Below are 21,932 nucleotides of genomic sequence, written 5' to 3' on the forward strand. Positions count from 1 at the left end.
GTGCAGGACGTCGGTAGAGCCGTAACGCATGCGCAGGCCGTCCACGTCGAGCACGACCGTGTCGGTCGTCGGTATTAACGGTCTGGATAGAGGGTTATTCATCGTGCCTCGTCTCGACAGAGAGTCTGGAACAAGGGGGACGGCTTCAGCCGCCTCTGTTCGCCGTCGGTCCTCGCGCGAAAGGGCCCGGCAGGGTGCGCACCATCAGGCCGGCCGGGTCGACGCCGGCAGCGGCCATGCAAGCAACCTTAGTTGACTAATTCTCCCTTAGCAACACAGGTTGCTTAAACGAAGGGGGAGCCGGGCAGCTGCCCGGCTCCCCCTTGTCGGAAGCAGCGGTGATGACGCCGAAAGGGGAGCCGACCCATGGTCGGCTCCCCTTTCGGACCTGCTATCTACCTGTCAGCGACCTCAGCTGCAGCCGCTGGTGGAGCCGCAGCCCTCGCAGACGTAGCAGCTGCCGGCCGGACGCATCTTGGTGCCGCACGTCATGCACAGCGGAGCGTCCGCGGTGAAGCGCTGGTGGCTCTCCAGCGTCAGCTCCTTCACCTCGCGCACCGGCTCGGGAGCGGCCGGCTGCACCGCCTTGGCCTCGATCGGAGCCGACTGCGCCAGCGCCTCCTTGTCGACCGCGGGGTCCTCGCCGCGCTGCTGCGCGGTGCGCTCGGCGGCGGAGAAGATGCCGAGCGCGGCCCGCTCGTCGTAGGGCAGGTGGTCGAGCGCCAGGCGGCGGAAGATGTAGTCCATCACCGAGGTCGCCATCCGCACGTCCGGGTCGTCGGTCATCCCGGCGGGCTCGAAGCGCATGTTGACGAACTTGCTGACGTAGGTCTCCAGCGGCACGCCGTACTGCAGGCCTATGGACATCGCCACGGAGAAGGCGTCCATGACGCCCGCCAGCGTCGAACCCTGCTTGGACATCTTGAGGAAGACCTCGCCGAGCCCGTCGTCGGGGTAGGACGAAGCGGTCATGTAACCCTTGGCGCCGCCCACGGTGAAGCGGGTGGTGACGCTCGGCCTGGAGTTCGGCATCCTGCGCCGGGTCGGGCGGTTGACCTCGATGACCTTGACCTCGGGCTCGGCCGCGGCCTTGGTCTCGTCCTTCTTGGCGCCGTTGCCCGCCGACAGCGGCTGGCCGACCTTGCAGTTGTCGCGGTAGACGGCCAGGGCCTTGAGGCCGAGACGCCAGCCCTCCATGTAGACCTGCTCGATGTCCTCGATCGTCGCCGACTCGGGCAGGTTGACGGTCTTGGAGATCGCACCGGACAGGAACGGCTGCGCGGCGGCCATCATGCGCACGTGGCCCATGGGCGCGATCGCCCGCTCGCCCATCGCGCAGTCGAAGACCTCGTAGTGCTCACGCTTGAGGCCGGGGGGCGTCAACGACGTGGCCGTGCTCGCCGATGTACTCGACGATGGCCTCGATCGACTCCTGCTGGTAGCCCAGCTGCTTGAGCGCCCTCGGGATCGTCTGGTTGACGATCTGCATCGAGCCGCCGCCGACGAGCTTCTTGAACTTCACCAGCGCCAGGTCGGGCTCGATGCCCGTGGTGTCGCAGTCCATCATCAGGCCGATGGTGCCGGTCGGCGCGAGCAGCGACGCCTGGGCATTGCGGTAGCCGTTCTTCTCGCCCAGCTTGAGGCACTCCGACCACTGCTTGGACGCCTCGGCGTGGATCTTGCCGTCCATCGTGCCGAGGGTGCGCAGGCCGTCGTTGGCGCCCGCGTGCTTGCGCATGACGCGCTTGTGGGCGTCGGCGTTCCTGGCATAACCCTCGTACGGCCCGACGACCGCGGCCAGCTCGGCGCTGCGCCGGTAGGACACGCCCGTCATCAGCGAGGTGATCGCCCCCGCGACCGCGCGACCGCCGTCGGAGTCGTAGGCGTGGCCGGTAGCCATGAGCAGCGCGCCCAGGTTGGCGTAGCCGATGCCCAGCTGACGGTAGGCGCGGGTGGTCTCGCCGATCTTCTCGGTCGGGAAGTCGGCGAAGGTGATCGACACGTCCATCGCCGTGATGATCAGCTCGGTGAGCTTGACGAAGCTCGCCACGTCGAAGCTGTTGTCGTCCCTCAGGAACTTCAGCAGGTTGATGCTGGCCAGGTTGCACGAGGAGTTGTCCAGGTGCAGGTACTCCGAGCACGGGTTGGACGCGGTGATGCGGCCGGTCTCCGGGCTGGTGTGCCAGTCGTTGATCGTGTCGTCGTACTGCACGCCGGGGTCGGCGCACTCCCACGCGGCCTTGGCCATCTTGCGGAAGAGGTCCTTGGCGTCGACCTGCTCGATGACCTCACCAGTCAGGCGGGCGCGCAGGCCGAACTGCTCGCCCTTGTCCACCGCGCGCATGAACTCGTCGGAGACGCGCACCGAGTTGTTGGCGTTCTGGTACTGGACGCTGACGATGTCCTTGCCGCCGAGGTCCATGTCGAACCCGGCGTCGCGCAGCGCGCGGACCTTGTCCTCCTCGCGAGCCTTCGTCTCGATGAACTCCTCGATGTCGGGGTGGTCGACGTCGAGGACGACCATCTTGGCGGCCCTGCGGGTCGCGCCGCCCGACTTGATCGTGCCCGCGGAGGCGTCGGCGCCGCGCATGAAGCTGACAGGGCCGCTGGCCGTACCGCCGCTGGACAGGAGCTCCTTGGAGGAGCGGATGCGAGAGAGGTTCACCCCCGAGCCCGAACCACCCTTGAAGATCACGCCCTCTTCCTTGTACCAGTCGAGGATCGACTCCATGGTGTCGTCGACGGCCAAGATGAAACAGGCGCTGACCTGCTGCGGGCTCTGCGTGCCCACGTTGAACCACACCGGCGAGTTGAACGCGAAGATCTGGTGGACCAGCGCGTGCTTCAGCTCGTGGTCGAAGATCTCCACGTCCTCGTCGGAGGCGAAGTAGCCGTTCTCCACCGCGGTCCTGGTGTACATCCCGACCACGCGGTCGACCAGCTGCTTCAGGCTCCACTCGCGCTGCGGCGTGCCCACGGCGCCACGGAAGTACTTCGTCGTCACGATGTTGGCCGCGTTGACCGACCAGAACTCGGGGAACTCCACACCACGCTGCTCGAAGTTGATCGAGCCGTCCCGCCAGTTGGTCATGACGACGTCACGGCGCTCCCACGTGATCTCGTCATAGGGATGCACTCCGGGCTTGGTGAAGATCCGCTTCATCTTCAACCCCTTGCGCTTGCCCCCACGCGTCACTGAACCGCTGACCGTCTCCGTCATGACTCCCCCTTCTCGGCTTTCAGTTGCTTGATCTCGGCTTCGAAGTCCGCCAGGCTCTCGAAACCGCGATATACCGATGCGAACCGCAGGTACGCCACCTCGTCCAGGTCCCGCAGCGGCCCGAGGATCGCCAGACCGACCTCGTTGGAGGGGATCTCGGCCGCTCCTCTGGCCCTGATGGCCTCTTCCACGCGCTGCCCGAGTTGCGCGAGCGAGTCCTCGGTGACGGGCCTGCCCTGGCACGCCCTGCGGACGCCGGCGACCACCTTGTCCCTCGAGAACGGCTCGGTCACTCCGCTGCGCTTGCTCACCATCAGCAGGACCGTCTCCTGCGTGGTGAACCTGCGCCCGCATTCAGGGCAGGTACGGCGACGCCTGATGGCGCCTCCGTCGTCCGTGGAGCGGCTGTCGATGACCCTGGTGTCCGGGTGACGACAGAACGGACAGTGCACCCTTCGCCTCCTCGGCCGCGACATGGGCTCACCACTCGTAAAATGCTCGTCGGCAGACGCTCGCGCCCGCGCCACGGGGTGCCATGGAGCGGTCACGGAAACACAAGTTGTGGTGAACTACATCGGTGTAACTACTAGATGTTGTGGTCCAACCGTAGAAGCGCGCGACCATGAACGCAAGTTGGCCCGGCCCATCCAACCGAAGTCGCTGATCAGCCGCGCCGGAGCCCTGGAACGTCGGCGTGTCGCACTGTCGGGGCAGGGATGTACGCAGGTGACAGGTGCCGCCCATGACCGACATCACCCCTCGAGGATGGGTGACGTGAGACGGGGCATTGAACGCGAGAGTTCACCCTGATGCTGATTCCACTAGATCACCGGCATTCCGGCATAAATGTGGATTCGTGGACGCTCGCAACACTCTTCCCCTAGATTGTGCGTGATCTTTTCGACCGCACCGGCAGCAAGAAGCACCAGCCCCGCCACCTGGTGCGTTCCGGACGCCGCATCTGCCGAATCACTGGAAGGTGTACCGAGTGTCCGACCTCCCCTCAAGCCCGACACCTCCGGATCCGTCCGCGAACCCCTCCCCCAGTGGCTCCGGAACGCCCAGCCCTTCGCCGGCCGCCGCCACCTCGAGCGGACCCGCCGACGAGGCCCCGTGCCCGCACACCCCGCCCTGTGTGCCCGGCCTCTGCAGCTACCAGAGCCTTCGCCCCACCTCTGACCAACCCCGTCCGGATCCGCTCCGCCCCGAGCCCGTCCCACCCGGAGAGAGCGTCGTCACGTTCTCCACCGAACGGCTCATGAAGTTCGCCGACCTGATGTACAGCTGCGCCCAGAATGTCTCCGACATCAGGGCGATCACCCCCAGGTTCGAAGGCTGGAACCTCGTTCCGGGCGCCGGCCTGCCCCTGATCGGGCTCCTGTACTACAACCGGTTCAACTCCATCAGTGACACCTGGGCCGACTGCGCGAGGATCCTTCAGGCGGTGCTCGAAACCGACAGCAAGAAGGTCGCCGACGCGGCCGTCAACTATCGAAGCGCCGAGGCGTTGAGCAAGGCCGCCATCGACAAGATCAACCGCTGAGAGGTCGCACAATGTCCACCCCATCCGGCGACCCGCCCAAGAACGCGACCAGCGCCTTCCGCCCGGCGGGCACCGTGCCGGCGAATACTTTCAAGCCTACTGAAAACGTTTACAAGCCGGGTGGCGGCGCCGCCGCCCCTCGCCCGACCGCTCCGGTCCGGGTCGATCCCGGGTTCTTCCGAAGCGCGATCGCCCAGATCAAGGCCCACCATTCGCCGATCAGCACCGGGCTGCTCCTGAGCGGCTTCGGCCTGTTCGTGAAGGTGCTGATGGTGTTCGCCGTGCTCAACATGGGCAATCCTGCGATCTTCGTCTTCCGCCGCGACGACTGGAAGCAGATGCTGGGCTATCTCAAGGGCAGCGCCTGGGACGTGTGGCTCGGCTTCTTCAGCGACGTCTCGCCGTACTGGAACGGCTACGCCGTCGGGGCGTTGCAGCAGTATCTCCGGTTCAAGCTGATCGGCATGTTCGATCAGCTCGGCGCCATCGCCAAGGACGCGAGCGGCACCATGCACGGCCAGTACAAGGAGGTGCTGGAATACGACCTGTCGATGCTGGTTCTGTGGAAGACCTACGGGCCGGTCTTCAAGGCGGCCACACCATTGGCCGCCACTCCACTCGGCCGGGTCGCCATGGTGGCTCAGGCCGGCGTCTTCGTCACCGCCCTCGGCAACCAGGTCTCACAGTTCTCCGACGTGTTCAACAAGTACGAGGGCGACCTGAACGACCTGGAGCTCAAGCTCACCGACCTCGCGGGTGCGTTCTACAACGGAGGCAACCCGGAGCGCGGCGCGCGCGACCTGACGGTCACGCCCAGGGTGAGCAACCCCGACTTCTGGAAGCCCGTCACCCAGAACAACCAGAGCTCCGGAGGGAACTCATGACGTACGGCGACGCCATGGGCGCGGGCGGGGAGGGCGACGTTCGCGGACTGCTTCGCCAGGTCGAGGGGTGGGTCGACGCGGTCGCGGGAACGCTGCGTCAGCTGGACGAGCAGAAGGTGACGGGGACCGACTCCGCCGAACGGGTGGTCGCCACGGTCTCGGGCGCAGGACGCCTGCTCGAGGTGCGCATCGACGGGCGGTCCATGCGCGACCTCGACCATGTCGTGATCGCGCGGGCCGTACTGGAGGCGATCGGCGCGGCGCGGGAGATCATGGCCGACAACCTCGGCGTCGCGATGAGCGCCCTGAACGGCGGGCAGATCGATCCCGACCCGGGCCACGACCCCCTCGACCAGTACTTCGACGCCGTTCTGCGGGAGACAGACCATGGATGAGCTGGATGAACTGCGCAGGCTGACCGAACTCCTGTCGAAGGACTCCGGCGAGGCCGACGCCGCCGTGTCGGCCTGGAGTACGCAGCAGTACACGGGTACGGCTGATCACGACGGCGTCGTCGCCACCGTCGACGCCGTGGGCAACCTCGTCGCACTCGACATCAGCGTGGTGAGCAAGCGACGTCTCGATGGAGTGACACTCGGCGACGCGGTGGTCGCCGCGGTCCACGCGGCGGAGAAGGCGGCGGCGACGGCGAAGGCGACGATGCTGGAGAACCTGCGCGTAGGGGCGGGGCCGAGCTTCGCCGACCGGTTCGGCGAGGCTCAGCGCTCCTTCGAGTCGCGCAGCGGCATCAACCCCGACCCGCGCTAGGCGGCACCCGCACGCGCCCCTGCGGCCCCTCACCCCGTGGCGCTCCCCGCCTTACGACCCATCGATGACGGCGCCCGCCACGGCCTGGCGGAGGTGGTGGCCGACCGTGCTCAGCCAGAAGCGGGATCCAGCGGGTTCCGGGGCGCGTTTCCATGATCGACCACACCGGGCAGGTCCGCACGGGTGGGCACGGCGTCAGCAGCCCGGTCGAGGCTCCCTGCCCGGGTGCCGGCCCACATCCCGGCCAGCGCCAGCGCCGCCATCACGACCACGAGCGCCGCTCGCCCCCGCCGCGTCAACCGCACCGGCGCCCTCGGCCCATCGGCCCGCGGGCGCGGGTACCAGTGCGGTTGACGCGGCGGCCCTGACTCTGCCGCGCCTGCCCGCGTGTCCCGCTCCCTCCCGAACACCTCGGTACCGCGCCCCGCCACTCCTTGCTCGGGAGCGCCCGTGGCCCGAGCAACCTGGCCGCCCTTTCGCCGCGCGGTCCGGCGCCTCCTGGACGTCCCCGCCATCCCAGGACCGTCCGCACCGCCCCTCCAGGCGCCCGCGCCGTTCCGCGGCCGGCCCTCCCACCACCCCCGCCGGGCACCCTCACCCTTCTCCGCCCGATCCTGTGCCACCCCTCGCCGGGCACCCTCACCCTGCAACACCCGCTCCCGGGCCACTCCACGCCCGGCACCCTCGCCCTTCTCGGCCCGACCCTGTGCCACCCCTCGCCGGGCGCCCCCACCCTGCAACCTCCGATCCCGCGCCCCGCCACGCCCGGCACCCTCGCCCTTCTCGGCCCGATCCTGTGGCACCGTTCGCCGGGCATCCTCACCCTGCAACGCCCGCTCCCTGGCCACTCCTCGCCGGGTGCCCCCACCCTTCGACCTCCGATCCCGCGCCCCGCCGCGCCGGGCACCCTCACCCTCCTCCGCCCCGAACTGCCGGACTGCCTGGGCATCCTCAGAGCGAACCAGCCGCATCACCCCTCGGCCCCTCGACTCGGCCGCCCTCTTGCCGCCGCTCGCCCCCGCGTTCCTGACCCTCGCCGCCGCGCCGGAACGCCGGGCCGCCAGGTCGTCATCGGTCTCGGTCGGCCCTCGTCGCGCCGAGTCGCCGCCCTTCCCCCTTGCAGGGAGACGCGTCGCACCTTTCGAGAGTGCCTGCGTGACGCGTTCGGTTTCCGGGCGCGGCGACGGCACCAGCACGAGGGTGGGCCCGCCTGGACGGCGGCGTCGGCCGCGGACGGGGCGTGCGCCCGACGCGGCGCGCGTGCCATGAACACCGGCGTCGAGTCGCCGCGGACCGCTGTCGGTGCGTGTCGTGCCGGAGGCGCCCCCTGCTCCTCGGGCTTCTGCCAGGACGATGTCGGCGATGAGAGTGAGCCTCTCGACGTCGTCGGTGGTGGATTCCGTGGTTGTGGTCGCTCGCATAACTGACCTCCCGCACCGTTGTGGCCTCAGTAAAAGGCCCAATAAAGATCGGCGAATCGAACACGGTGTCGATCGAACTCCCGTACGATGTTGTACACCACGTCGCCGTCGATTTCGAGGAAGACTCGAACAAATGTTTGAAGTTGATCTCAATCGGCGGTACGGTCGCTGTGTGCGACATGAAGACCACGGACCGGAAGGCGCGCCGATGAGGTGGGCCGCCGGGCGAGGAGGAGAGCATGAGCGAGCGGAGTGACGACAACGGCGTCAGCGACCTTGCGGTCCGCCGTCGCGACTCCCTGGGCCTGACGCCCAGGCAACGCAAGATCCTTGAGGTGATCCGCGACTCGGTGCAGCAGCGGGGTTACCCGCCGTCCATGCGCGAGATCGGCGAGGCTGTGCAGCTGACGAGCACGTCCAGCGTCTCGCACCAGCTGACGGCGTTGCAGCGCAAGGGCTATCTGAGGCGTGATCCACACCGGCCCCGCGCTCTTGAGGTGAGGCTGCCCGGCGAGCCGGTGCTGTGGGTCGACCCCGACGGCAGCGAGGACGAAGCGCCGGTGAACAGGCCGACCGCGGCCTATGTTCCGCTGGTCGGGCGCATCGCGGCCGGTGGTCCGATCTTGGCTGAGGAGAGCGTCGAGGACGTCTTCGCGCTGCCCAAGCAGCTGGTCGGCGAGGGCACCCTCTTCCTTCTCCAGGTCACCGGCGACTCGATGATCGAGGCGGCCATCGCCGACGGTGACTGGGTGGTCGTACGGCAGCAGCCGGTTGCCGAGAGCGGCGACATCGTGGCGGCCATGATCGATGGCGAGGCGACGGTGAAGACGTTCAAGCGCAAGGACGGCCATGTCTGGCTGGTCCCGCACAACTCCAACTACGACCCGATCCCCGGCGACGAGGCCAGCGTCCTGGGCAAGGTCGTCGCGGTCCTCCGCCGCCTCTAGCCGCGGGGCTCTCCACCGCTCGATCGGCCTCTGCTGGGAGACGGCCGATCGAGCGGCCCGTGATGCATGCCGCAAGCTCTCCAAGCCCACGACTTTCAGCCGTTCGAGACGGCCGTGAGGCGTGGGTGTCGCACGGCTCCTCGATCGCGAGGTCGTGAACTATCGGCCATTCGATCGCCGGGCCAGGTTGCCTGGCTGTCCGGGCTCGGGCGCTTTTCTATTGTCCGAATATCGCGCGAACCTCGTGCTCGAGTAGCGCGATGCTCGAGTATCGCGCGAGGTCGGGTTGCTAGATCGCCATGCCGGACCGACGGCCGATCGCACGGCTTGGGGTTCATGTCGCGCGCCTCTGACGCGCCTGAGCGTCGTGCGAACGCGGTCTGATCGAACGACGCATGAGGCAGCGAGCGCAATCTGTTCGAACGATGCCTGAGCGCCCGACAGGCTCGCACTGATCGAACTGTGCCTGCGGTGTCGCGCGAACGCGGTCTGATCCAACGGCGCATGAGGCAGCGAACGTGGCCTGCTCGAAGGTGCCTGTGTGTTCTGCGATCTTGGGCTGTTCGAACGGCGTCGGGCGCATGCCTGGCGCACTCGGAGCATCGCGGACGCGGATCGCTGGACGATGCCGAGCGCTGGGCGATGCCGCCCCTCGAGACGGCGGTTTGGGCAACGGTGAGGTTGATGCTCACGCAGGATCTTGCGGGCTGACATGCGTGTCCACCTCACGGTCGGTCAATACCTGGCGTGGGAGTCCGTCTCACGGCCGGTCAACGGCTGGCGTGGGAGTCCGTCTCACGGTCGTCATCGGGTGCGGCACGAGCCGAGAGGACACCGAAGATCTCGCCCTCGTCGACGGCGAGCGAGACATCGTCCACCGCCCTGGTCGCGAGGCCGTGGAGCGTGTCGCACCTCGCGGCCTGACGGGGCGAGCGCATGGCACCACCCCTCATCGCTCGCGGCATCGGAGCGCGCAGTCTTGGGTCGCTCGATCGGTCCTCCGGCGGGGGCTGCCGATCGAGCGGCCCTCTCACTCGACTCTCGAGGCGGCAGCGACCCCTACGATTCCTCCCGGCTCGTCGGAAGGGCACGCTCTCTAGCGAGAGGAACTGGGGAAGGGTCGTGGAGACGACCTGGCCGTACTGACACCAGAAGTGAGCTGGCCACCCCAAGCCAATTGAATGGCACGCCCCCTGAAGCCGAGCCCAGGAGCGCCTCCGAACTCGGCTGGTGCGTTGGCATCCTGCGAAGGCCGCCGGGGCCTGCACTCCTCCGGTCGAGCAGCCTGGCGGTGCTCCCGTACGGCGCGGCGCATGGCGGAGACGCGCCCACTCCTCTAGCGAGCCCAGCGGTTCCTGCGCGAGCCCCTCGGCGGACATCGGCATTCCACAAAAGGTCACGAAAGCGGTTAAATCCTGTGATATTTGATCACCGACATGATGTTGGAATCCAGAAGGGACGCATTTCGTGCGATTGTTAGCCCGCCTGATGGCGGTCACCGCCTCGACGGTGACCGTGCTGTCGGTGACAGCCGCCGTCTCCGCCGCCGCGGCTCCCGAACTCGTGGTCAACGGCACCTTCGGCAGCGGCACCGCTCCCTGGTGGAAGTCCGCCAACACCACGATGGCCCTGGACGCGGAGCGTCTGCGCGTCAACGTTCCGGGCGGCACCGCCAACCCGTGGGACGCCATGATCGGCCATAACGACATCAAGCTGACCAGCGGCAAGGCCTACAAGCTGTCGTTCGACGCCTCGGCCTCCGCTCCGGTCACCGCGGTCACCACAGTCCAGCTCGCGAACTCCCCGTACACCAACACCCTGACCAAGACGATCTCGCTCACCACGACGAGCAAGCGTTTCAGCTTCCCGTTCACCTCAAGCCTGAGCACGTCGGGCGGCCAGGTGTCGTTCCAGCTGGGCAAGAACGCGGGCTTCAGCTTCTACCTGGACAACGTCTCGCTGACCGAGACGTCATCGACATCACCGTCGCCTTCTCCCTCCCCCACGACGTCGCCCACAACGTCGCCTACGACGACGCCGAAGCCGGAGGAGCCGGGCTCAGGGCCGGTCGCCATGACCGACGGCTTCTATGTGGATCCCCAGTCCAATCCGGCGATCTGGGTGCGCGCCAACGCGGGCGACTCCAGGGCGGCGCGCATCAAGTCGTCGATCTCGGACAAGCCGATGGCACGCTGGTTCGGCAACTGGAGCGGCGACGTCGGCGCGGCGGTCTCCCGTCACGTGGCCGCCGCGGACGCCGCGAACAAGCTCCCGGTCCTGGTGGCCTACAACATCCCCGGTCGCGACGCCTGTGGCGGCCACTCGGGCGGCGGCGCGGGCAGTGAGTCGGCGTACAAGACGTGGATCTCCGCGTTCGCTTCCGGGATCGGCAACCGCCCCGCGATCGTCGTCATCGAGCCCGACTCTCTCGGCGACTTCGGCTGCATGACCGATACCGCCATCCAGGCCCGTAACCGCATGCTGGTGTACGCCACCCAGCAGTTCCGCGACAAGGCCACCAACGCGTGGGCCTACCTCGACGGCGGCAACGCCGGCTGGGTCGCGGCGGGGACGATGGCGACCCGCCTGAAGAACGCGGGCGTCGGCAACATCCGCGGCTTCTCGATGAACGTCTCCAACTACTACACGACCGCCCAGTCGGCCACCTACGCGAGCTCGGTCAACGCGTCGCTCGGCGGCGGCGCCAGGTTCGTGATCGACACCAGCCGCAACGGCAACGGCTCCAACGGCGAGTGGTGCAACCCCGCGGGCCGCAAGCTCGGGACTCCCACCCAGCTCGGCGGTGGCGGCGGAGCCGAGATGCTGCTGTGGGTGAAGATTCCCGGCGACTCCGACGGCAACTGCGGCATCGCGCCGAACGTCCCCGCCGGCCAGTTCAGCCCGGCCATCGCCGTCCGCCTGATCGACGGCACCTGACCAACTCGTGAGCGCCCGGCCCGCGCCAGAGCGGGCCGGGCCATCCTCGTCCATCCGGTCATCGGGAACCGTCAGACCGCTCTGTGGCGCGCGACTCTTCCTCCTCCCGAAGACCTTTCCCCAAGCTGAACGCCGCTTCGGCGAGAACCCCGGCGAGGCGGGTCCGCAGCCAGGCGAACGTCTCTTCCACCGGACGACGCTGGCCGGCAGGGCCCGGCTGGCGGGCCTGGACCTGTCCTGATCTCGCTCAGACCGCGGAACCGCTGAGCCCGTCGTCGCGACCTCGAGCAGCCCGCTGCTCTGCTTCTCGCTCGTGCCGCGCCCGTTCGGCCGCGACCCGCTCCCTGAGTTTGCGGTCCTCGACCTCGCGAGGCGAGGGGATCCGGCTCCGCCTGTCGTGCTTGAGCGCCAGCCGTATCGCCCCGTAGATGACCAGGAAGAGCACCACCATCGAGAACAGCCAGCCGATCACGCCACCCGGATCGATGCGCATATCCGTGCCTCCGTCGCAGCTGCTCCACCCTCACGGATGACCGAGTAAGACCTGATCGTCTCCTCGGACCGTGACATGGGGCAAGCCGGAAAGCGGTTCGACGGGTCGTAACGGACAATTCGTGCGTCGTGGGTGACACTGATCAGGTGGACGAAACCATCCGTAGGCCCCCCCAAGGACGGTCTCAAGTGGGCCGGCGCCGGACCGGACGTCATCGCCTGCTGGATCGCCGACATGGACTTCCCCACCGCTCCCGAGATCGTCGAAGCCCTTCAGCGGCGCGCCCGCGGCGATCTCGGCTACCCCGCATGGGCCGCTGAGCCCCACGCCGGCCCCCTGGCCGAGGCGTTCGCCGAGCGGATGCTGGCCACGTACGGCTGGGACGCGGAGCCGTCATGGGTGCGCTCGTTCTCCGACCTCAACCAGGCGCTCCAGGTGATGCTCCACCTCATCACCGGACCCGGCGACACCGTCGCCATGCACGCCCCCGCCTACCCGCCGTTCCTCGGCACGATCGCGGAGATGGGCCGCCGCCTGCGCACCGAGGTGTCCGATCTGAGCGGATGCCGCGCGCTCGTCCTGGTCAACCCGCACAACCCCACGGGCAAGGTCTTCAGCAGGCCGGAGCTCGTCGCGCTCGCCGAGCAGGCCGAGCGGCACGACCTGGTCGTCATCGCGGACGAGGTGCACGCCGACCTCGTCTACGCGCCGGGTCGACACATCCCTTTCGCCTCGGTCCTCCCCGAGCGCACCATCACGCTGACCTCGGCCACCAAGGCCTTCAACCTGGGCGGCGTCCGCTGCGCACTGGCCCACATGGGCCCTCCGCAGGTGCGCGAGGCGCTCAGGGCGCAACCCTCCTTCCTGTACGGCGGAGCCAACGTCTTCGGCGTCGAGGCCACGGTCGCCGCCTGGCGGCACGCCGACGGATGGCTGCGCGACACCATGACCGTCCTCGACCGCAACCGGCGCCTGATCGCCGAGCGCCTGCCTGGATACGTGCCGCCCGAAGCCACCTACCTGGCGTGGCTGGACTTGGGGCGTCCGGGCATGGCGGAGGTGCTGGAGCGCGAGGCGAAGATCCTGGTGAGCGACGGCGCCGCCTTCGGGCCCGGAGGCGGGAGCTTCGTCCGGCTCAACTTCGCCACCTCGGAGACCATCCTCACCGAGGTGCTGGACCGCCTGGACCGAGCCCGCTCCGCCGGCCTCCTGCTATGACCGCGCCATGGAGGCGGGTCGCCCGTCACCGGTGACGGTCACGGGCGACCGGGTCGTCACGGCACAGGGGGAAGGGCCGGTGGGGTGACCGCCGGGTGTTCGTTCAGGGCGGCCATCGCCAGTTCCACCGCCTTCTCCAGCTGCGGGTCGCGTCCCGCCACCCTGTCCTGCGGCGTGATGACCACCTCGATGTCAGGGTCGACGCCGTAGTTCTCGACGCCCCACCCCTGTCCCTCCAGCCAGAAGGAGTAGCGGGGCTGCGTGACGATGGTGCCGTCGACCAGCTGGTAGCGCCCGTCGATGCCGATCACGCCACCCCACGTGCGGGTCCCGACGAGCGGACCGATGCGGCGGTTCTTGATCCCCGCGCTGACGATGTCGCCGTCGGAGCCGGCGAACTCGTCGGTGAGCGCGACGATCGGCCCGCGCGGCGAGTCCTCCGGGTAGCGCATGGGCTCGTACCCTCGCGAGATCGCCCACCCCGTCACCTTGCGCGACAGCTTCTCCAGCACCAGCTCGGACAGGTGGCCGCCGCCGTTGCCCCTGACGTCCACGATCAGCCCCTCCTGCGGCATCTCGGTGCGCAGGTCGCGGTGGAACTGCGCCCAGCCGTTGGCGACCATGTCGGGCACGTGCAGGTAGCCGAGCCTGCCGCCCGACGCCTGCCTGACGTAGGCGCGACGGTCCTCCACCCAGTCGTGGTAGCGCAGCGCGGTGTCGTCGGCCAGCGGCGTCACGACCACGCGGCGGGTGTCGCCGCCGGCGGCCGGCCTGATCGTCAGCTCGACGGGGTGATCGGCCGTGCCCGCGAGCAGGGGGTGCGGGCCGCGCACCGGGTCCACGGGACGGCCGCCGACGGCGACGATGGCGTCGCCCTGGCGGACGGCCACGCCCGGCGCGAGCAGCGGCGAGCGGGCGGCGTGGTCGGAGGACTCGCCAGGCAGGATGCGGGTGACCACCCACGAGCCTTCCTGGAGCGCCAGGTCGGCGCCGAGCAGGCCCTGGCGGCGTCTGGGGTCGACCGGCTGGCCGTTGGGTCTGGCGTAGGCGTGCGAGGTGGCCAGCTCGCCCTGGACCTCCCACAGCAGGTCGATCAGCTCGGAGTAGCTGCCGATCCGTTCGACCAGCGGCGCGTAGCGCTCGAGCGTGCCCGCCCAGTCGACGCCGTTCATGTCCTCGCGCCAGAAGTGGTCGCGCATGAGCCGGCCCGCCTCGTGGTAGGCCTGCCGCCACTCGGCGACGGGGTCGATGGTGACAGGGACCCTGCCGAGGTCGATGGTGATGACCTCTTCGCTCTCGCCCGCCGCGCGGGTCTGCAGGCCGTCCTTGCCCGTGACGACCAGGCGGGTGCCGTCACCGCTGACCTCGAACGCGCGCACCTCCCTGGCCAGCTCGCACTTGCTGCGCTTCTTGAGGTCGTAGCGCTCCAGCGCGACCTCCTCGCGCTCGTTGCCGTCGCCGAGCTCGCCCGCAAGGGGGTGACGCAGCCACAGCAGCGCGTCCTTGCCGGTGCGCAGGTTGCTGTAACGACCAGCGGGGACGGGGACGGCGACGACACGGGCGGGCAGTCCCTCGGCGTCCACCTCGGTGACCGGCTTGACGTCCTTCTTCTTGTCCTTGCCCTCCTCGCCGGAGTCCTCGGCGCCGTTGAAGCCGCGACCCTCCAGCGAGGGCGCGAACGGCGAGGACGTGGTCGCCTGCAACGGCACGATGTACGGCTTGGCGCCCGCGGGGAAGGACATGTCGAACACGTGCGCGTCGTAGACGGGGTCGAACGTCCTGATCGACAGGAACGCCAGGTGCTTGCCGTCCTTGGCGAAGACGGGGGCGTAGTCGCTGAAGCGCTGCGAGGTCACGTCGATGGTGGAGGTGCCGTCGACGCGCCCCATCTTGATCTGCCGCAGCGGCTCGTGGTGCGGGTGCGACCAGGCCAGCCAGGCCGAGTCGGGCGAGAAGGTGATGCCGTTGATGTCGCCGTTGACGGTTCTGTCGAGCTCCCTCACCGAGCCCGCGGAGGTGTCGACGGTGAGCAGGCGTCCGTCGTGCGTGGCGAGTGCGACGTGCTTGCCGTCGGGGGCGGCGGCCAGGTCGAGGACCCGTCCGATCTGGCCGGCGGCGAGCGTGCGGATCTCCCCTCCAGGCCTGCCGACCTCCAGGGCGTCCTCGCCTGAAGCGTCGCTCACCCAGACGGCCAGGCCGTCCTCGCCGAGCACGCGCGGCAGCCGTACCCTGACGCCCGGCTCGGCCCTCAGCACGCCGGAGGGCCCGTCGCGGTGGGTGACCCAGTGGGCGGTGCCGCGGATCTCGACCGCGCTGGCCCTGCCCGTGGCGTCTGGCGAGAAGTCGGCCACCTTGGCCGGCGCGGGGCGCCTGGCCCGTGCGGGGCGCGGGCCGCCGAGCCTGACCTCCAGCTCGTACGGCTCGCCGTCCAGCGAGTCGAGCATCCAGAGCGCGCCCGCGTGGCTGTAGATCACCCGGGCGCCGTCGGTGGCGGCGTGCCTGGCGTAGAAGCCGTCGTGCGTGGTGTGCCTGCGCAGGTCGGAGCCGTCGGGCAGGGCGGAGTAGAGGTTGCCTGTGCCCTCGTGGTCGGCCAGGAAGGCGATCCTGTCGCCGACCCACATGGCCGACCAGTACTGCGCGGTGCTGTCGGCGAACAGCCTGGTGAACTCCCCCGACCCGCCGGCGTCGATCCAGATCTTGGCCGCGGTGCCGCCCCTGTAGCGCTTCCACTGCGAGGGCTCGCGCCAGACGGCCGACACCGTCACGACGCCGCCGCCCTCGTTGACCGCCGCCTCGCTGACCCACCCGTACGGCAGGCGCTCGGCCTGGCCGCCGTCCAGCGGCACGGCGTAGGCCCACATCCTGTCGCGGGAGGGCTGCCCCGCAGGGCTGATCGCCAGGACCCTGCCGTCGGTCGTCCAGCCGCGCACGCCCGTGACGGCGTTGCCCCAGTGGGTGAGTCTTTCGCCCTCGGGTCCGTCGATCTCGGCGGCGAAGGCCTCGGGAGCGCCCTCTCTGGTGCTGGTCCACGCCAGCCGGGCGCCGTCGGGAGAGAAGCGGGGGAAGGAGACGGGCGTGCGGTCGGCGGTGAACCGCCATGCCCTGCCCCCGTCCACAGGGGCCAGCCAGACATCGTCGTCGGCCACGAAGGTGATCAGGTCTCCGTGCAGGTGTGGGTACCTCAGGTAAGCGCCATTTGTCACAGATGCACACTAATGCGCGACCTCGTCGGCGGCTGAAGATTTTTTCGCCTGGAATCCCCGCCGCTCAGGAGGTATCGACCAGCTCGAGCAGCTTCGTCACGGTGTTCCAGTTGCGCATCGTGCCGGCGTTCTTCGTCCGCTTCTCCAGCAGCGGCGGGAGCTTCGGCCTGGCGAGGCCGTTGGGGAAGTCGATGTACAGCTCCCGCTCGCCGATCCGCATGACCTCGGGCGCGTAGCTGCCGGGGTCGATGCCCTCCAGCGCCTCGCGGTCGGGCGGCGCGGTCAGGAACACCACCGCGAACTTGGCCGGTTCGCGCACCTCCAGCGGGTTGCGCTCGACCACGGCCCGCCACTCGTCGGCGGTGCGCACCATGACCGCGACGGGCAGCGCCAGGCGCTCGCCGATGGCGCGCTCGATCGCCTCCGTGGGCTGCGGCTCGGCGGTGAAGACGGCGTTGCCGCTGCGCAGGTGGGTGCGGACGTCGGTGTAGCCGAGCCCTTGGAGCAGGCCGCGCAGGTCGGCCATGTCGACCTTGGTGCCGGGGTTGACGTTGATCCCCCGCAGGAGCGCCACATATCGCATGTCCCGAACGCTACGCCGTGAACCTGCCGGCCGCTGTCAGGTATCCGGCGAACGAACGCGACGTTCCGGCGAGCGCCGACGTCCTGCTGGAGAGGCGTGAAAGGCCGACGGCCACCGGGTGACCCCGGTGGCCGTCGGCCTGCCCTGCCGTACGGGAGGTTCCTGAAGAACGCCCGCGAACGGACTAAGGGACGATGTTGACCAGCTTCGGCGCGCGGACGATCACCTTGCGCGGCTCACCGCTCAGGTGCGCGCGCACCTTGTCCGAGGCCAGCGCCAGCGTGCGCAGGTCGTCCTCGGAGATGCCGGGCGAGACCTCCAGCCTGTCGCGCACCTTGCCCGCCACCTGCACCACGCAGGTCACGGAGTCCTGCACCAGCAGCTCGGGTTCGGCGACAGGCCAGCCCGCGTGGGCGACCGACCCCGTGCGGCCCAGCCGCTCCCAGCCCTCCTCCGTGGTGTACGGCGCGACCAGCGACAGCATGACCGCCAGCGCCTCGGCGCCCTCGCGCACGGCCGGGTCGGCCGCGCCTGGGCCCGAGTCGATGGCCTTGCGGATCGCCGAGGTCAGCTCCATCATGCGGGCCACCGCCACGTTGAAGCGGTAGGACTCGACCAGCTTGGTGACCTCGTCGATGGTCTTGTGCGTGAACTTGCGCAGCTCCAGGTCGCCGTCGGCGAAGGAGACGCCCGGCTCGCTGGCCACCTCGTTGAACACGCGGAACACCCTGGCCAGGAACTTCTGCGAGGCGGCGGGCGAGACGTCGGCCCAGTCGATGTCGTCCTCGGGAGGACCGGCGAAGACCATCGTCAGCCTGACCGCGTCGACGCCGAAGGAGTCGATCTGCTGGCCCAGGTCGACGCCGTTGCCCAGCGACTTCGACATCGCCTTGCCGCCGTTGATGACCTGGCCCTGGTTCAGCAGGCGCAGGAACGGCTCGGTGAAGTCGACCATGCCCATGTCGTGCAGCACCTTGGTGAAGAACCTGGAGTACAGCAGGTGCAGCACCGCGTGCTCGACGCCGCCGACGTACTGGTCGATCGGGCCCCACTCGCGGACCTTCTCCACGTCGAACGGGCCGTCGGTGTAGCCGGGGTCGGTGTAGCGCAGGTAGTACCAGGAGCTGTCGACGAAGGTGTCCATGGTGTCGGTGTCGCGCCTTGCCGCGCCGCCGCACTTGGGACACTCGACGTTCACCCAGTCGGTGGCGCTGGCCAGCGGGGAGACGCCCTTGGGCGACAGCGCCTCGCCGCGCAGGTCGGGCAGCGTGACGGGCAGCTGCTCGTCGGGGACGGGCACCTCGCCGCAGTCGGGGCAGTGGATGATCGGGATCGGCGTGCCCCAGAAGCGCTGGCGGGACAGCAACCAGTCGCGCAGGCGGAAGTTGACGGTCGCGACGCCCGTGCCGCGCTCCTCCAGCACCTCGATGATCTTCTCGATCGCCTCGGCCTTGCTCAGGCCGTCCAGCGGCCCCGAGTTGACCAGCTTGCCCTCGCCGGGGGTGGCGACGCCGGTCTCGCCCGGGTCGGCCAGGCCGGTGTGGACGACGACCTTGACCGGCAGGCCGAAGGTGCGGGCGAAGTCGAGGTCGCGCTGGTCGTGCGCGGGCACGGCCATGATCGCGCCGTGGCCGTAGTCGGACAGCACGTAGTCGGCCGCCCAGACCTGGATGCGCTGGCCGTTGACCGGGTTGATCGCGTAGCGGCCCAGGAAGACGCCGGTCTTCTCCTTCTCGGTCGACAGCCGCTCGATGTCGCTCAGCTTGGCGACCTCGGCGCGGTAGGCCTCGAAGGCGGGCCGCTGCTCGTCGGTGACGATCTCCTCGGCCAGCGCCGCGTCGACCGCGACGACGAAGAAGGTCGCGCCGTACAGGGTGTCGGGGCGGGTGGTGTAGACCGTGACGGGCTCCTCGCGCCCCTCGATCTCGAACTTCACGTCCGCGCCCGTGGAGCGGCCGATCCAGTTGCGCTGCATGGTCAGCACGCGCTCGGGCCAGCCGCCCTCCAGGCCCGCCATGTCGTCCAGCAGCCTGTCGGCGTAGTCAGTGATCTTGAAGTACCACTGGGTCAGCTCGCGGCGCACGACGTCGGCGCCGCAGCGCTCGCACCTGCCCGCGACGACCTGCTCGTTGGCCAGCACGGTCTGGTCGTTGGGGCACCAGTTGACCAGGCCGCCCTTGCGGTAGGCCAGGCCGCGCTCGAAGAAGCGGATGAACAACCACTGGTTCCAGCGGTAGTACTCGGGGTCGCTGGTGTGCAGGCGGCGCGACCAGTCGAAGGAGATGCCGTAGCGCCTGAAGGAGTTGGCCTGCGTCTCGATGTTGGCGTAGGTCCACTCGGCGGGGTGGGCGTTCCGCTTGATCGCGGCGTTCTCGGCCGGCAGGCCGAAGGAGTCCCAGCCGATCGGGTGCAGGACGTTGTAGCCCTTCTGGAACCAGTAGCGCGCGACGACGTCGCCGATGGCGAACACCTCGCCGTGCCCCATGTGCAGGTCACCGGAGGGGTAGGGGAACATGTCGAGCATGTAGCGCCGCTCCCGGGGGTCTGCGGCGTCCTCGCTCGCCCGGAAGGGGTCGTGCTCCTCCCATCGCTGCTGCCACTTGGCCTGCAGCGCCTGCGGATCGTACTCACTCACGGCGATGTCCTTCGGTTGACTCTGACCCATAAGAAAACCCCTCGTTCACGCAACGAGGGGCTGCCGCGACGACGGGAGGTTCAGCTCGACGGCCGTCGCGGCCCGCTAAGGAGCTGGGTCGCGGAACGCATACGTCAAGACTAGCGCAGCCCGCAACCCCTCGTCTTCAGGGAAAGCCATGCCAGGCAGGAGACGTGCGGGCACAATGGACCCTTCTGCTCCCGTCAGACCGAGGGTGGTGTATGCAACCTTTTCCGGTCGTCTCACCCCGAGAACCTTCGAGCTACGTGCCCCCGTATGTCCCTTTAGTCTACTCTCGTCACTGTGGCGCGCTCAGCTGAGCCCGGATGGGAGCCCGACGACCTGCCCATGCAGGATCCGCCGACCGATCCCACCGGCTTCTCACGTTTGGCTGCGGAACCACCGGCATCGCATGAGATCATGCCGGGTGCGTCCAATCCGGACATAACCTCGGGAGGTACGGCAGCAATGGCAACGGAGAATTCCGGAGCGTCACCCTTGCCGCCGTCCTGGCCCGAAGTGCCGACGTCGTGGCCAGAGGCTCCTCGTAACGAGCCGGTGCCCACGTCCTGGCCTGAGGCCCCGCGCATCGAGCCCGCCTCGGGGTCGTGGCCCGAGGCCCCCCGCGCAGGCGGCGCCGCGCCGAACAGATCCGAGCCTCCTCCCGTCCGCGCCCCGCTGCCCGCCTGGTCCAACCTGTCCAGTCCCGCACCGTGGCCGCCGCCCCGGCAGGACCCCCTCTCCGGCCCGTCCGGCCCGGAGCACGACCCGCTCTCGTCCTCGTACGGCACCGCCGCGAGCGGCGCCCACGCGACCACGCACACGGGAGCCCACCCAGGAGCCCACACGGGCACCCACCCCGGGCTCGACCCCCTCGCGGGTCCCCCGAGCACCCACCCCAGGCTCGATCCTCTCGCGGGCCCCCCGAGCGCCCAGCCGGGCTTCGACCCCCTCACCGGCGCCTCCTCCGCCCCGCGCAACGCCGACCCCCTCGCAGGGACGCAGGGCCTCGACCCCCTGACGGCCCCAGGCAGGCAGGACCCCCTGGGCGGCCCCGCCGACCGCACCGTGGTCGTGGGCGCCCACGCCGCGCCGCCCCAGCCGCAGGACAGCCACCCCCAGGAGACCCACCCGCGCGAGGCACAGGGCGAGGCGCGGCCCGGCTCGAACCTGAGCCGCGACCCCTCCGACCCCGACCACCGCTTCGTCACCGCGGGCCAGATCAGCGGCTCACGCACGCCTCCCCCCGAGCGCCAGCAGGAGCTCTGGGACACCGTCTTCGGCGAGGGCTACGAGTCCATGGGCGACGACGGCTCCGACGACGAGCCAGGCAAGCCCGTGTGGCTCTACGCCCTGGCAGGCTCGGTCGCCATCGCGCTGGTCGCCGCCCTCCTGTGGGCCTTCCTGGCCGGACCGCTGGCCTCCGAGCCCGAGGCGACGCCCTCCAGCGAGCCGTCCACCACGGCCCCCGCGGGCAAGCCCACGGCCAAGAGGTCCACGGTGGGCCGGCTGCCCAGGTTCCCGGGCGAGGCCTCCCCTGTCACGGGCGCCCTGGCCGACCCCGACGCGGGCATCTCCGTCCCGCGCCTGGGCGGCCCGTGGAGGGCCGACGTGCGCTCCACCATGAAGTCCACGTACGGCTACAGCACCCGCCAGTTCGCCGTCACCGGCACCGACTCGGCGGGCAAGCAGGTCTTCGCCCAGGTCATGACGGGCCCGCTGCCCGCCAAGCTGGCCGGCTCCTTCAGCTCGCCCGAGAGCCTGGAGCCGGTGATCAAGGCGGTCGTGGTCTCGGCCCGCAAGCTGTACTTCTCCACGCCGAACACGGCGAGGAAGACCGCCACCCAGACGCTCAAGGTGGGCGGCCTGCCCGGGCAGCTGAACGCCTACGAGGTGACCGTGGACGGGGTCAGGACGACGGTCGTCGCCGCGGCGATCGTCACCGGCGCGGACGTGCCGGCGGTCGTCTACATGTCGGTGCCGTCGGAGCACAAGGAGCTGCTGCCCGACGTCAACAGCGTCTTCAAGCAGATCAAGGTCACCGCCGCCTCCTGACCCC

At 69.4% G+C, this 21,932-nt stretch carries 14 protein-coding genes and 1 pseudogene; 8 read left to right on the forward strand and 7 right to left on the reverse strand.

The features are described from left to right. Positions 1-411: 411 nt before the first annotated feature. A pseudogene (locus ABFX55_RS22960) lies at positions 412-3,220 on the reverse strand (vitamin B12-dependent ribonucleotide reductase). Next, entirely contained in the window at positions 3,217-3,672 is a 456-nt protein-coding gene (gene nrdR, locus ABFX55_RS22965; RefSeq protein WP_183647109.1) for a transcriptional regulator NrdR, read from the reverse strand. Before nrdR ends, ABFX55_RS22960 begins: the two are co-directional and overlap by 4 nt. 806 nt (positions 3,673-4,478) lie before the next feature. Here nrdR and ABFX55_RS22970 point away from each other — a divergent pair. The 5 genes from ABFX55_RS22970 (at position 4,479) to lexA (ending at position 8,783) form a co-directional block, all read left to right on the forward strand. Next, positions 4,479-4,763, forward strand: coding sequence for a hypothetical protein (locus tag ABFX55_RS22970; protein WP_346124136.1), 285 nt, complete (start codon positions 4,479-4,481; stop codon positions 4,761-4,763). Between the two features lie 11 nt (positions 4,764-4,774). Then, positions 4,775-5,647, forward strand: a complete 873-nt coding sequence (locus ABFX55_RS22975; RefSeq protein ID WP_346124138.1) for a hypothetical protein — start codon at positions 4,775-4,777, stop codon at positions 5,645-5,647. Further along, positions 5,644-6,042, forward strand: a complete 399-nt coding sequence (locus ABFX55_RS22980) for a YbaB/EbfC family nucleoid-associated protein (RefSeq protein ID WP_346124140.1) — start codon at positions 5,644-5,646, stop codon at positions 6,040-6,042. The genes ABFX55_RS22975 and ABFX55_RS22980 overlap by 4 nt, the downstream gene beginning before the upstream one ends. After that, the gene (locus tag ABFX55_RS22985) at positions 6,035-6,415 is read left to right on the forward strand and encodes a YbaB/EbfC family nucleoid-associated protein (protein ID WP_346124142.1); all 381 of its coding nucleotides are present in this window, start codon (positions 6,035-6,037) and stop codon (positions 6,413-6,415) included. The genes ABFX55_RS22980 and ABFX55_RS22985 overlap by 8 nt, the downstream gene beginning before the upstream one ends. A 1,660-nt stretch (positions 6,416-8,075) precedes the next feature. After that, a complete protein-coding gene (gene lexA / locus ABFX55_RS22990; RefSeq protein WP_346124144.1) occupies positions 8,076-8,783 on the forward strand; it encodes a transcriptional repressor LexA in 708 nt (235 codons plus the stop codon). A 770-nt stretch (positions 8,784-9,553) separates the two neighbouring features. On the opposite strand, the gene ABFX55_RS22995 is transcribed toward lexA, so the two are convergent. Beyond that, complete coding sequence (locus ABFX55_RS22995; RefSeq protein ID WP_346124146.1) at positions 9,554-9,721, reverse strand: hypothetical protein; 168 nt, start codon at positions 9,719-9,721, stop codon at positions 9,554-9,556. A 529-nt stretch (positions 9,722-10,250) separates the two neighbouring features. Here ABFX55_RS22995 and ABFX55_RS23000 point away from each other — a divergent pair. Further along, positions 10,251-11,720, forward strand: a complete 1,470-nt coding sequence (locus ABFX55_RS23000) for a glycoside hydrolase family 6 protein (RefSeq protein WP_346124148.1) — start codon at positions 10,251-10,253, stop codon at positions 11,718-11,720. Between the two features lie 247 nt (positions 11,721-11,967). On the opposite strand, the gene ABFX55_RS23005 is transcribed toward ABFX55_RS23000, so the two are convergent. After that, a complete protein-coding gene (locus tag ABFX55_RS23005) occupies positions 11,968-12,213 on the reverse strand; it encodes a hypothetical protein (protein WP_346124150.1) in 246 nt (81 codons plus the stop codon). A 234-nt stretch (positions 12,214-12,447) separates the two neighbouring features. Between ABFX55_RS23005 and ABFX55_RS23010 the strand changes: the two genes are divergently transcribed. Next, positions 12,448-13,431, forward strand: a complete 984-nt coding sequence (locus tag ABFX55_RS23010; RefSeq protein WP_346124152.1) for a MalY/PatB family protein — start codon at positions 12,448-12,450, stop codon at positions 13,429-13,431. Positions 13,432-13,487: 56 nt separating this feature from the next. Here ABFX55_RS23010 and ABFX55_RS23015 read toward each other — a convergent pair whose 3' ends face one another. The 3 genes from ABFX55_RS23015 to leuS all read right to left on the reverse strand — a co-directional run bounded on the left by ABFX55_RS23015 (position 13,488) and on the right by leuS (position 19,882). Continuing rightward, complete coding sequence (locus ABFX55_RS23015) at positions 13,488-16,634, reverse strand: S41 family peptidase (RefSeq protein WP_346124154.1); 3,147 nt, start codon at positions 16,632-16,634, stop codon at positions 13,488-13,490. A 64-nt stretch (positions 16,635-16,698) separates the two neighbouring features. After that, positions 16,699-17,217, reverse strand: a complete 519-nt coding sequence (locus tag ABFX55_RS23020; RefSeq protein WP_346124156.1) for a DUF1697 domain-containing protein — start codon at positions 17,215-17,217, stop codon at positions 16,699-16,701. Positions 17,218-17,401: 184 nt separating this feature from the next. Beyond that, positions 17,402-19,882 carry a leucine--tRNA ligase gene (gene leuS, locus ABFX55_RS23025; protein WP_346124158.1) on the reverse strand — a complete coding sequence of 827 codons (2,481 nt, stop codon included), beginning with the start codon at positions 19,880-19,882 and terminating at the stop codon, positions 17,402-17,404. Between the two features lie 549 nt (positions 19,883-20,431). Between leuS and ABFX55_RS23030 the strand changes: the two genes are divergently transcribed. After that, positions 20,432-21,928, forward strand: a complete 1,497-nt coding sequence (locus ABFX55_RS23030) for a hypothetical protein (RefSeq protein WP_346124160.1) — start codon at positions 20,432-20,434, stop codon at positions 21,926-21,928. Positions 21,929-21,932 lie beyond the last annotated feature (4 nt).

Source organism: Nonomuraea roseola (assembly GCF_039535395.1).
Classification (GTDB): Bacteria; Actinomycetota; Actinomycetes; order Streptosporangiales; family Streptosporangiaceae; genus Nonomuraea; species Nonomuraea roseola.